We start from the raw sequence: 11,976 nt of genomic DNA, 5'->3' as shown, positions 1-11,976 counted from the left end.
GCGACCATCAAGGCCATCCCGTGAGGGGTGGCCCTTCTATTTTGCACAGAAGGACTTGTCCCGTGGCACAGCCGCTCATGCCCCACGCCACAGCCAGCTGGCTGGTCGACAACACTGCGCTCAGCTTTGAGCAGATTGCGGAATTCTGCGGTTTGCACATCCTCGAGGTGCAGGCGATCGCGGACGATACCGCCGGCACCAAATATACCGGCCGTGATCCGGTCCGTGCGCATGAAATCTCCGTGGAGGAAATCCACAAGGGCGAGCAGAACCCCGATTACAAGCTGCAGATGCTCAAGGGGCCCGACCCGGTCCGCCGCACCAAAGGACCGCGCTACACGCCGGTTTCCAAGCGTCAGGACAAGCCGGACGGCATTGCCTGGATTCTGCGCCACCATCCCGAGGTTTCGGACGGCGCGATCGGCAAGCTGATCGGCACGACGCGCACGACCATTCAGGCGATCCGTGAGCGGACGCACTGGAACATCAGCAATATCCAGCCCAAGGACCCGGTGACGCTGGGTCTGTGCTCGCAGCGTGAGCTGGATGCACTGGTGGCCAAGGCGGCCAAGAAGGCCGGCATCGAAGCGCCGACCGACAACCGTCTCGATGGCGACCGTGAGGCGCTGATCGCCGAACTGCGTCAGGAGCGCGAGGATGCACAGCGCCGCGCGTCTGAAACGATGCTGGCGGAGGAAGCCGCTTTGTTCGCGAGCCGCCCCCGCGAAGACTGATTTTGCGCCCCGATTCGGTGCGTTCGGGGTCGAATTTGCACTGTGATCATAAGCATTCATCCGGGCGACGTAGCGTCGCCCGGCATGGCGTTGCCTTGCCACGCGGGATCGCATAGCCTCTCCATATGGAGAGCGAAAAACCCGCCTGGCAGGACCATTATGATCACCCCGTTGCGTGGGCGCAGGACTTTGCCCCGCTATCGCTGCCGGAGATGCTGCGATCTGCCGTGGAGCAGGATGGCAGCCGCCCGATGCTTGATTTTTACGGGCGCAAGTTCAGTTATGCCGAGTGCTACCGCAACGCGCGGCGCTTCGCTGCCGGGCTGATCGGCCTCGGCGTCCAGCCCGGCGACCGGGTCGGTCTCTACCTCCCCAATGTCCCGCATTACGTCGTGGCTTATTATGGCGCGATGATGGCCGGCGCCATCGCGGTCAATTTCTCGCCGCTCTATACGGTCGAGGAACTGGCGCATCAGGCCGAGGACAGCGGGACGACCCTGCTGGTGACCATCTCCGCCAAGCCCCTGTTCGGCAATGCCTGCGCCGTGCTGGATTGCTCCTGCATCGACCGGCTGGTGGTCGGCTCCGTCGTCGGTGGCCTGCCGCTGGGCAAATCCTTGCTCTACCGCCTGTTCAAGCGGTCGGCCGATGACCATGTCCCGTCCGATCCGCGCATTCTCTCGTTCGGCTCGCTGCTGGGCGATGATCCCTCCAGCCTGCCGTCGATCGATCCCCTGCGCGACCTTGCCTTGCTGCAATATACCGGTGGCACCACCGGGCGACCCAAGGGCGCGATGCTCACCCACCAGAACCTCTCGGCCAATGCGCGGCAGATCGACCTGCTCGATCCCTGGCATGCCCTTGAGGACCGCATTCTGGGTGCGCTGCCCTTCTTCCACGTGTTCGCCAACACGGCGGTGCTCAATCGCACAGTCGTTCGCGGCGGGGAGATCGTCATTCTTCCGCGTTTCGACGCGCGGCAGGTCATCGCAGCGATCCAGCGGACCCGCGTCACCTCGCTGCCCGGGGTGCCGACCATGTTCCAGGCTCTGCTGGACAGTCCCTATCTCGCCAAAGCGGACCTCTCTTCCCTGCGCGTCTGTATTTCCGGCGGCGCGCCGCTCCCCCTGCCGCTCAAGGAGCGGTTCATGGCGACCACCGGGGCGCGGCTGGTCGAAGGCTATGGGCTGACGGAGAGCAGCGGCGTCGTCTCGGCCAATCCTTATGATGGGCCGGGCAAGACCGGCTCGATCGGCCAGCCCATTCCCGGCACGCGCGTGCGCCTGCTCGACCGGGAAGACCCGTCCCGGCTTGCCCAGCCGGGGGAACCCGGCGAGATAGCCTTTGACGGCCCGCAAAGAATGCAAGGCTATTGGCAGAATCCGGATGCCGATCGGGAGGTCTTCGTCGATGGGTTCCTGCGCACCGGTGACGTCGGCACTATCGATCAAGACGGCTATTTCCGCGTGGTCGACCGCATCAAGGATATGATCGCGGTCGGTGGCTTCAAAGTTTTCCCCAGCCAGGTGGAGGACGTGCTGTATCGCCATCCCGCCGTTCGGGAAGCGCTCGTGATCGGCATTCCCGATGATTATCGCGGCGAGGTGCCCAAGGCGTTCGTGACCTTGCGGCCGGAGGTGGAGGACGACATCGACGGGGAGCGTCTCAAGGACTGGCTCAATCCGCAGCTCGGCAAGCATGAGCGCGTCTGCGCGGTCGAAATCCGTGAGAGCCTGCCGCGCACATTGGTTGGCAAGCTCTCGCGCAAGGAACTTGTCGCGGAAGAGCGGGCCAAGGTGGGGCTTGTTTGAGGGTTTCTCTCCCGGCTCATCGTTGGGGGGGACTGAGGGATGAGCCGGGAGAGATGATAGCGGCAATTGCGGGGAGCCGCATCATTCCCTCAACGCGGCTGTCAATGGACGGTTCCCACGCAATGTTGGACCTGGAGAAGAAACAGGACGCGCTCCACCTCTCTCCAGTGGCAGAAACGGATGTGGTTGCCGACATCGCGGCTGCGATCCGCGCGCTGCGCCGCCTCAACGCCGGCGTGATCGCCGAAAATACGCATCAATGCGGTGGCGTCGTCGTAACTCCGACGGTCGACCATGATCGGAAGATGCATTCAATATTCGAATCCCTTGCCCCCGCAAAATCAAGTCATTCTGGTCCAGCTGTATCCATTCACGGACCGTGCCAGCTTCGCCCTCTATCCGTGCCGGACGCCCCACGCTGGCTAAGCACGGCTTAACCAAGTCCCGCGCGGGAGCAATCTGTCCAGTTACGGCACGACGAAGACCGCCGGCTTGTTCGGCTGGCATCGCGGCGCGGGACATGGCATGGGCGTGACATGACCGATCCGAATTCTCCAGGCGACAAATCACCCATGGGCGGCGGTGCGCCGCTGGCTGGCCTCATTCTCCTTGGCACGATCGTCGGCATCGCGACCGGGCAGCCCTCGATCGGCATTCTGGCCGGGCTTGCGCTGGGGGTGATCGTGGCTGTCGCGATCTGGCTGAAGGGCCGGGGCTGATCCGCGCAGATAAGGGCGCGCATGCCCGCTCGGCTTGTTGCGTCAAGGCAGGCGCAGCCGTAAGATCGTCGCCATGAAAAAGATCATCCTGCTGACACTCGCCGCGCTGATCCTCATCGCGGGTTGCGTGTTCTATTATCTGTCGCGCCCCGATGTCGCGCGCCTGCCGGAAACCGCGCTTGAAGGGCGTGAGCCCGAGTTCACGCCAGCGCGCAAGCAGATCCTACCCACCGTCATGATCGCCAAGCCGGTGGGCTGGGCCGATGGCGCCGCGCCGGTGGCCGCGCGCGGTCTCGTCGTGCAGCGTTTCGCGGCCGGTCTCGATCACCCTCGCCAGATGCTGCGCCTGCCCAATGGCGACATTCTGGTGGCGGAGACCAACAGCCCGCCCCGCAAAGCCGGTGGCATTCAGGATTGGATCATGGGCAAGCTGATCGGCTTTGCCGGCGCTGGTGGCGTGTCCGCCAATCGCATCACGCTGCTGCGCGATACCAATGGCGACGGCATTGCCGAGCAGCGGCATGTTCTGCTGGAAGGGCTGAACTCGCCCTATGGCATGGCGCTGATCGACGAGACGCTCTACGTCGCGAACACCGACAGCCTGATGGCCTTTCCCTACAAGCTGGGCGAGACGCGGATCACCGTGGAAGGCCGCAAGGTCGCCAATCTTCCCGCTAATGCGCCCAATAATCACTGGACGCGCAGCCTTGCAGCAAGCCCCGACGGCAAGCTCTATGTCGGCGTCGGCTCGAACAGCAATATCGCCGAGAACGGGCTGGACGCGGAGGATTATCGCGCCGCCATTCTGGAGATCGATCCGCGCAAGGGCGAGGCGAATATCTTCGCCAGCGGCCTGCGCAACCCCACCGATCTGGCGTGGAACCCGTGGACCGGCTCACTCTGGGCGGTCGTCAACGAGCGGGACATGCTGGGTTCGGACCTGGTGCCGGATTACATGACCGACGTTGAATTCGCGGCCTTCTACGGCTGGCCGTGGAATTACTGGGGCGGCTATGTCGACCGGCGCGTGCAGCCGCAGCGCGATGATCTGCGCGAATATACCCGCCGCCCGGCCTTTGGTCTGGGCACGCACACGGCGCCCCTGGGCCTGGCCTTCACGCCGGGGTCCGCGCTTGGCGCGCCGTTCAATCAGGGGGCCTTCGTGGCCTTGCATGGCAGCTGGAACCGCAAGCCGCCCAGCGGCTACAAGGTCTCCTATGTCGCCTTTGACGATCGCGGCCGGCCGCAGGGCAAGCTTGTCGATCTTCTCACCGGCTTCCTCAACAAGGACGGGCAGGCGCAGGGTCGGCCGGTTGACGTGCTCGTGGCCGCCGATGGATCGGTGCTGGTCAGTGACGATGTCGGCGGGATCATCTGGCGTGTGAGCAATTCCGCAAAACCGGCCGCCGCGCCGACGCCGGAGCGCGGGCCCGCCTCCTGAGCCTTTTACAGAACTGATTAAGCCCCGTGCTCCTGCGAAAGCAGGAGCCCAGGGAGCAGCCGAAGAGAAGACCCGCCCTAGACTCCTGCTTTCGCAGGAGCACAGTTTTCATCGTGGTCTCGGCACCATCGCTTAGCGGTCGAGCGTAATGCCCGCCCGCCCGGCCAGTTCCACGACATATTGCCAGGCGACCCGGCCTGAGCGGCTGCCGCGCTGGGTTGCCCACTGGATCGCGGCCAGTGGATCGACGTCCAGTTCATAACGGGCGGCATAGCGGCGCACGATGGCGACATAGGCATCCTGATCGAGCGCATGGAAGCCGAGCGACAGACCGAACCGGTCGGATAGGGCCATCCGGTCGTCCACGACGTCGCGCGGATTGATCGGGTCGTCCTGCTCGCCCATGGAGCGCGGCACGATGTGGCGCCGGTTGGATGTCGCATAGAGCCGCACATGGCTCCCGCGCGCACTGGCGCCACCCTGCAGCAGCGAGCGCAGCGCTCGTGCATCGGCGCCGAAGTCACCGTCGAAACCAAGGTCGTCGATATAGAGGACGATCGGACGGCGCGCGGCGCGCAGCAGCGAGAACAGCGTTGCGAGACTTCGCAGATCGTCCGTGGCGATCTCGACCATAGCGAGCGGCAGCCCTTCCTTCTGCACCTGGCCGACGCAGGCGGCGACCGTGGCCGACTTGCCCGTGCCCCGCGCACCCCACAGCAGAATGTCGTGCGCCGCATGGCCCCGCGCGAGGCGACGGGTATTCTCAAGGCAAGCCTCTTTCTGCGCGTCGATGCCGGTCAGCAGGGCGTAGTCGATCGGCTCGAAGCCCTCGATGGGCACCAGTATCTTCCCATCCCAACGATAGGCCGGATGGGCCTCCAGGTCCGGGGTGGCGGCGGCATTCGGCGCAAGCCGTTCGAGCGCGGCGGCGATCCGCGCGAGCGCATCGTCCATGGACGGTGTGGACATGGCATTTCCCTCGGTCATCATGGATTGAGCCGTGGCGGGCCGTTCCCGCGAGGTCAAGACGCGAAGGCAGGCGGCACCGGTCTCCGCCCCGTCGCCGCCACGCTATCATGCCGCTTCAATGTGTCACGCGGCGCGGCTATAGGCCGCACATGTCCCGCGCCACCCGGTCCCTCGAAACGCGTATTCGCGCCTATGACAGCGCCGGGCTGGCGGAAGCCGCCGCGCTGATCATGGCCGGCGAACCGGTCGCCGTGCCCACCGAGACGGTTTACGGTCTCGCCGCCGATGCGACCAACGATCTCGCCGTGGCGCGCATCTATGAGGCCAAGGGCCGCCCGTCCTTCAATCCCCTGATCGTCCATGTCAGCGATGTCGCGATGGCGCACCAGCTGGTGTCGTTCAACGCCACGGCACAGGCGCTGGCCGAGGCATTCTGGCCAGGCGCGCTGACCATGGTCCTGCCGCGCCTGCCCGATAGTCCCGTCGCCGGGCTTGCCAGCGCCGGTCTTCCCACGCTGGCGGTGCGGCTGCCATCGCATCCGGCAATGCGCGCGCTCATCGGCGCGGCGGCCGTGCCGTTGGCCGCCCCCTCGGCCAATCGCTCCGGCGCGATCAGCCCGACCCGCGCCAGCCATGTGCTGGCTAGCCTCGGCGGGCGTATCCCGTTCATCCTCGATGCCGGCCCAGCCAGCGATGGCGTGGAATCGACCATCGTCGAGCCGCTCGACGATGCGATCATCCTGCTGCGACCAGGTCCGGTCACCCCGGAGCGCCTCGAAGCGATCACCGGACGACCGGTGCGCGCACCGGCAGCCAGTGCAGGGATTACCGCGCCCGGCCAACTCGAAAGCCATTATGCGCCATCCAAACCCTTGATGCTCAACTGCACGGACCCTGCGCCGGGCAGCTTCCACATCGGTTTCGGTCCGGGACCATCCCAGCGCAACCTCAGCCCGAGCGGTGATGTGGTCGAAGCCGCCGCCAATCTGTTCGCCGCTCTGCACGAGGCGGATGAGAGCGCGGCGGCGCGCATTTCGGTGGCGCCGATCCCGTCTGAAGGGCTCGGCCTTGCCATCAACGATCGTCTGCGGCGCGCGGCTGCGTGAGGTCGGCCTGAGCAGTGAGTCGGTCGAAAATATGCGGGACGGGCGGGGGCGATCGACCGCTGGCCATCCTCGCGAATCTCGCACATGTGGCAGGCAGCGGCGGCTCATGCACGGTTTGCCGCTGGCTGGTTTGCGGTTTTTGAAGAGTTCGTGAAGGCTCGATTGTCAAATCCATGCGTTATGCACGGACGCGGCAAATCCAGTTGGCGTGTCGGCAGTAAACGGAGGACTGAATAATTGGTCGCCTTATCCAGAGTTGATCTCGATTCTTCGTTGATCTTCGTTGCATTTTTTACACTTGCGGCTGCACTTTTGACACTTCGTGCCGTTTCTGCGCCGCATCGTATTTCTCGGCCGGTTTCCGAGGAAGTGCACGAGTTTTTGGGCGCCTCGTTCGGCGCGCTTTTCGCCACGGCGCTGGTGACCTGGCAGATCGGCTCGGTCATCCCCATCTTCCTCGCCGCGATCACGCTGGTCGCAATCGCGCGCTATTATCTCGTGCGCTTCAGCATGCCGGGCATCCTCTGGCTGACTGGCGCCGGGCTTGGCAGCGTGATGACGAGCCTGTGGGGCACGCTGTTCATTCTCGAAGCCGGCCTGCCGCCATTGCTGATGGTGCTGGCCTTCGCCGCGCTCGGGCTGACGCTGTTCGCCTTCCTCGCCAATCTCATCGCCAGCGTGGCGCGCGAAGCAGTGCTGACGCATGAGCGCTGGCGCCTGCCTGTGGCGATCCCCTCATCCGATCCCGCAGCCGCGCATCTCAAGGTCTCGCTGCACCTCGCCTGCTATGCCGAGCCGCCCGAGATCGTGATCGAGACGATGAACCGCCTCGCCGCCCAGGATTATGATAATTTCGAAGTTCTGGTCTGCGATAATAATACGAAGGACGAAGCTCTTTGGAGGCCGTTGGAAGCCCATTGCGCGCGCCTCAACGCTAAGCTCGGCAAGGAGTGCTTCCGCTTTTTCCATGTCGATCCGCTGCCCGGCGCCAAGGCTGGCGCGCTCAATTTCCTGCTCGAGCAGACCGCCTCCGATGCGCAGATCATCGGCGTGATCGACGCCGATTATTATTCCCGCAACGACTTCCTCTCGCGCTTGCTACCGTTCTTCGCCGATCCGAAGCTTGGCTATATACAGACGCCCCACGACTATCGCGATTATGAGGGCAATGACTATCTGAGCGCCTGCTATTGGGAATATATGCCGGTCAACAAGGTCGATTACCCCGGCGTGAGCGAATATGGCGGTGCCTTCACCATCGGTACGATGTGTCTGATGCGCAAGGATGCGCTGGTGAAAGCCGGTGGCTGGGCCGAGTGGTGTTTGACCGAGGATTCAGAAGTCTCCGTCCGCCTGCGCAAGGTCGGCTATGAGGGCCTGTATTTCGGCGAGACCTTTGGGCGCGGCCTGATCCCCGAGACCTTCGACGATTACAAGAAGCAGCGCTTCCGGTGGACGGCGGGTCCGGTGCAGCAGCTGCGTCGTCACTGGCGCCTGTTCCTGCCCGCGCCCTTTGCCGCGCCGCTGCCAGGCTGGACAAAATTGCTGGAAGTCGTGCGCTGCCTCGCGCCGCTGCAGACGCTGGCCGCGCTCGTCGTCAGCGTGGGGGGCATGTTCGCCATGGTTGTCGGGCTGGCCATCGGCGCCATGGAGCCGGTCAAGGTGCCGTCCATCGCCGGTCTGCTGATGCTTATCGGTGCGGCGACATGGTGGGTGCGGCTCGTGCATCGCTATCGCTTGTCCGGCTGCTATGACACGGGCGCCATGGTGTGGGGCGAGATCGCCCGCGCATCGCTCAGCTATGTCGTGCTGGTCGCAGGCATCGCCGGCCTCTCTAATCGCCCGCTCGCCTGGCGGCGCACGCCCAAGTTCGCCGGACTGGCCGACGAATCGCCCTTTGCAGCGACCCGGCCCGAGACGATCGCAGGATGTGCGTCGCTCGCCGTGGCGGTGCTCTGCCTGTTTGCCATCGGGCTGCTTGGCACGGGCGTCGCGCTCCTCAGCTTTATCGGCTTCGTGTCGCTGGCCCTGCGCTTCTTCTGTGCGCCGTTGATGGCGGCGACGGCCATTCGTGCCTCCCGCCCGGCGCCCCGGCCGTCTCGCCCGCGCTACATTCCGCGGGATGCGCGCGTCGCCGTCAGCCGCGTCTGGGAAAGCTAAGGTTCTGACAATCGAGGGGAGGGCGGCTAGATCCCGCCCTCCTGCCTCATTCGCAATAATAAGGGTCGTAGCGCGCCTTGCATTTGCGCCGGAGTTCGCGACCGCGTTCCCGATCCGCTTCGTCGCCGCTGACCGTCGCCCAGTCAGCCATCTTCGCACCGGCATCGACCGGCGCCTTGGCTACCTTGTAGGCGGTGCGAGCAACGCAGCCCTGCAGGGCGAGCGGTCCAAGCACGCTCGCGGCGATCAGCAGGGCAGGTCGAACCATGGCAGCCTCTCCAATGTCCATCAGGGACAGGAGCACTGTCTGAGCGGCTTCCCGCCGTCGCGCAAGCCTGCTGCGCCGGAATGGCAGCCGCTTGCTGCTCAGGTCCTCAGGCGATCGGCGAAGCCCTTGCGCAGCTTCTGCAGCTTGGGTGGGATCACCGCCATGCAATAAGGGTTCCGGTCGCCGACCCGATCCCAATATTGCTGGTGATAATCCTCGGCCGGATACCAGGTGGCAAGCGGCTCGATCGTCGTGACGATAGGGCTGGGCCAGTCCGCCTGTGCCCGTTCCATGGCAGCGCGTGCCTCGGCCTCCTGCTCGGCATCGTGCGGGAAGATCGCCGAGCGATATTGGGTGCCGATGTCATTTCCCTGCCGGTTCAGCGTCGTCGGGTCATGCGTGGCGAAGAAGATATCGAGCAGATCGCCATAGCCGATCACGGTCGGATTATAAGTGATGCGGATTGCTTCGGCATGGCCCGTGCTGCCCGAGCAGACCTCCTCATAAGTGGGGTTGGGTTTGCTGCCACCGATATAGCCGCTCTCGACGGACTCGACGCCTGCGAGATTTTGATAGACCGCTTCTGTGCACCAGAAGCAGCCGCCGGCCAGCGTAGCAGTCGCGCTCATGAGGGGGCGTCCTTTCGAGGAGGGGGTGTTTTGCCTCAAAGATAGGAAGTCGGTGGCGGGGTGCAAAGGGGCGCGCCCAGTCCACCTGGCGTTCGTGTCGAGCCCTTCGACTGCCCGCAGGCGGGCGCTCAGGATAAACTTCAGCTGCAAGCTGAAGTCGAGACACGTCAAGCACAGTGGCAAAGTGTCTCGACTTCGCTCGACACGAACGGGAACGGGAACGGGAATCCGCTGGCTGTTGCCTAAAGGCGCAGCCCCGTCGTCTCCGGCAGGCCCGCCATCAGGTTGAGGTTCTGCACGGCTGCACCGGACGCGCCCTTGCCGAGATTGTCGAGCGCCGCGACCAGCCGGATCTGCGCGCTGCTTTCATCCGCGAAGACGAACAGGCGCATGATGTCCTTGTCCCGCAGCTGCTCGATGGGGAGCGTCGCAGCCTCATAGCCATCCGCCACGCTGATAATCGGCGAGCCGGCATAATGCTCGGCCAGCGCTGCGCACATGGTGCCGGCATCCGCGCCATTGGCCAACAGATCGCGATGCAGCGGGACGTCCACAATCATGCCGGAATAGACCGGCACGACGGCCGGCGCGAACAGCGGGCGATGCGTCAGGCCGCAGCGGGCCTGCATTTCGGGCACATGCTTGTGGCCGAGGCCGAGCGCATAGGTGCGGAAGGCGCTCGGCGCGCCGTCTGCGCCCTCATATTCGGCGATCATGGCCTTGCCGCCGCCGGAATAGCCGGAGGCGGCGTTGCATGTGAGCTGCGTCTCGGCGGGGATGATCCCGGCTTTCACCAGCGGCGCCACGAGCGCGATGAAGCCGGTCGAGTAGCAGCCGGGATTGCTCACGAAGCGGGCTTTCGCGACGGTATCATGGCCGGAGATTTCCGGCATGCCATACACCCAGCCATCGGCCACGCGATGCGCCGTCGAGGCGTCGATCACCCGCGTGCGATCATTGGCGATCATCTGCACGGATTGGCGCGCCGCGTCGTCGGGCAGGCAGAGGATGACGATATCGGCGGCGTTGATCGCTTCGGCGCGCGCGCCATCGTCCTTGCGGGCGGCATCGCCCAGCGTGATGAGATCGAATTCGCTGCGCCCCTCCAGCCGGTCCCGGATCTGGATGCCGGTGGTGCCGGCGGCGCCATCAATGAAAATCTTTGTCATGTCGTAATCCTGCGCCGGCCTGTCACCGGCTGCTCATGCGTGTCGCGGAGCCGCGCGACGACATCGTCCAGCGGCTCGATGGTCACGGCCATCGCGTGAGCATTGGCATGGATCAGGCGCTCGCCATCCACCATCAGCCCCACATGGCCGGGGAAGAAGGTGATGTCGCCTCGTCGGAGCGCTGCATTGTCGCCCAGCGCCTCGCCGATCGCCTCGGCCTGCTGGTCGGTGTCGCGAGGCGCGTTTATCCCACAGGCAGCCAGAGCGATCTGCACCAGCCCCGAGCAATCGAGCCCAAGGCCCCGGCCACCCCACACATAGGGCGCGCCCAGATGGCGCTCCGCGACGGCAACCCAGTCGCTCTCGACATCCGCGAGGGTGCGGACGTGCCGCTGATGAACGAACCCGCCATCGATAGCGAGAAAATCGCCCTGCGCCGTACCCGCCAGTTGGGCCCCGGCGGGCAGCAGCATCTGCACCGGGGATTTGATGTCAGCCGCCGCGAACACCGGCGTGATGCCGCGTGCGATATGGCTGGCTTCGGTAGGTTCGCCCAACGCTTGCAGCGGCACATAGCCGACATAATGATCATGGCCGCAATAGCCCCAGGCCCAGCCGGCGCGGGCATCGAGCATGTGAAAGCTCTCGCCATAGAGCAACTCGCTCACGGCGCTCGCGGCGGCATCCGGGGCGGCGCGCAGCATCGTGGTGGCCGCGACGCAGCTGCGCGGCACAGGCGCGGCATAATGCGGCGCGAAATACAGATCGGCGAGGGCCACATCGGCCAGATCGGGCCGGATCGCGCGCACGCGCGGATCGTAGCTGCGGGATGTCCCGTCCAGCTTCACGCTCTTGCGTTCGGGCGACGACGCCACGCTAGTCCCGGCGATGGTCTGTTTCATCGGCGCCCCCTGCGGCAAAACAGGCAGAAAGGTCAAGGGATACCCGACCGCAACGGTGCATCCCGGGC

Annotated in this window: 12 protein-coding genes; 6 read left to right on the top strand and 6 right to left on the bottom strand. The window is 65.0% G+C overall.

The window, feature by feature from the left end; all coding sequences use genetic code 11:
- Positions 1–77 precede the first annotated feature (77 nt).
- Positions 78–734, top strand: a complete 657-nt coding sequence (locus M2331_RS11225; RefSeq protein ID WP_181561486.1) for a DUF1013 domain-containing protein — start codon at positions 78–80, stop codon at positions 732–734.
- A gap of 125 nt (positions 735–859) precedes the next feature.
- Positions 860–2,545 carry a long-chain-fatty-acid--CoA ligase gene (locus M2331_RS11220; protein WP_181560353.1) on the top strand — a complete coding sequence of 562 codons (1,686 nt, stop codon included), beginning with the start codon at positions 860–862 and terminating at the stop codon, positions 2,543–2,545.
- A 101-nt stretch (positions 2,546–2,646) separates the two neighbouring features.
- On the opposite strand, the gene M2331_RS11215 is transcribed toward M2331_RS11220, so the two are convergent.
- Positions 2,647–2,841 (bottom strand): hypothetical protein, encoded by a 195-nt coding sequence (locus M2331_RS11215; protein ID WP_264573379.1) that lies wholly within the window; start codon positions 2,839–2,841, stop codon positions 2,647–2,649.
- A 240-nt stretch (positions 2,842–3,081) separates the two neighbouring features.
- Between M2331_RS11215 and M2331_RS11210 the strand changes: the two genes are divergently transcribed.
- Both M2331_RS11210 and M2331_RS11205 read left to right on the top strand, forming a co-directional pair.
- Complete coding sequence (locus M2331_RS11210; protein WP_181561599.1) at positions 3,082–3,264, top strand: hypothetical protein; 183 nt, start codon at positions 3,082–3,084, stop codon at positions 3,262–3,264.
- A 73-nt stretch (positions 3,265–3,337) separates the two neighbouring features.
- Positions 3,338–4,705 (top strand): PQQ-dependent sugar dehydrogenase, encoded by a 1,368-nt coding sequence (locus M2331_RS11205; RefSeq protein ID WP_181560351.1) that lies wholly within the window; start codon positions 3,338–3,340, stop codon positions 4,703–4,705.
- Between the two features lie 132 nt (positions 4,706–4,837).
- Here the strand turns inward: M2331_RS11205 and M2331_RS11200 are convergent, their stop codons facing one another.
- Positions 4,838–5,659, bottom strand: coding sequence for an ATP-binding protein (locus M2331_RS11200; protein WP_181561485.1), 822 nt, complete (start codon positions 5,657–5,659; stop codon positions 4,838–4,840).
- A gap of 164 nt (positions 5,660–5,823) precedes the next feature.
- Here M2331_RS11200 and M2331_RS11195 point away from each other — a divergent pair, with 164 nt between their 5' ends.
- Both M2331_RS11195 and M2331_RS11190 read left to right on the top strand, forming a co-directional pair.
- Complete coding sequence (locus tag M2331_RS11195) at positions 5,824–6,780, top strand: L-threonylcarbamoyladenylate synthase (protein WP_181560350.1); 957 nt, start codon at positions 5,824–5,826, stop codon at positions 6,778–6,780.
- A 369-nt stretch (positions 6,781–7,149) separates the two neighbouring features.
- Complete coding sequence (locus M2331_RS11190; protein WP_181560349.1) at positions 7,150–8,940, top strand: glycosyltransferase; 1,791 nt, start codon at positions 7,150–7,152, stop codon at positions 8,938–8,940.
- 46 nt (positions 8,941–8,986) lie between these two features.
- On the opposite strand, the gene M2331_RS11185 is transcribed toward M2331_RS11190, so the two are convergent.
- From M2331_RS11185 to M2331_RS11170, 4 genes are all read right to left on the bottom strand, one after another.
- Complete coding sequence (locus M2331_RS11185) at positions 8,987–9,208, bottom strand: hypothetical protein (protein WP_181560348.1); 222 nt, start codon at positions 9,206–9,208, stop codon at positions 8,987–8,989.
- A 98-nt stretch (positions 9,209–9,306) separates the two neighbouring features.
- Positions 9,307–9,837 (bottom strand): peptide-methionine (S)-S-oxide reductase MsrA, encoded by a 531-nt coding sequence (gene msrA, locus M2331_RS11180; protein ID WP_181560347.1) that lies wholly within the window; start codon positions 9,835–9,837, stop codon positions 9,307–9,309.
- A gap of 242 nt (positions 9,838–10,079) precedes the next feature.
- Positions 10,080–11,006 (bottom strand): N-acetyl-gamma-glutamyl-phosphate reductase, encoded by a 927-nt coding sequence (gene argC / locus M2331_RS11175; protein WP_181560346.1) that lies wholly within the window; start codon positions 11,004–11,006, stop codon positions 10,080–10,082.
- On the bottom strand, positions 11,003–11,908 hold the full coding sequence (locus M2331_RS11170; protein ID WP_181560345.1) for a C40 family peptidase: 906 nt from the start codon (positions 11,906–11,908) through the stop codon (positions 11,003–11,005). The genes argC and M2331_RS11170 overlap by 4 nt, the downstream gene beginning before the upstream one ends.
- Positions 11,909–11,976 lie beyond the last annotated feature (68 nt).

This window comes from Sphingobium sp. B10D7B, assembly GCF_025961955.1.
Lineage (GTDB): Bacteria > Pseudomonadota > Alphaproteobacteria > Sphingomonadales > Sphingomonadaceae > Sphingobium.
The sequence above is the reverse complement of the archived record's forward strand: the minus strand, read 5'-3'. Positions and strand labels throughout refer to the sequence as shown.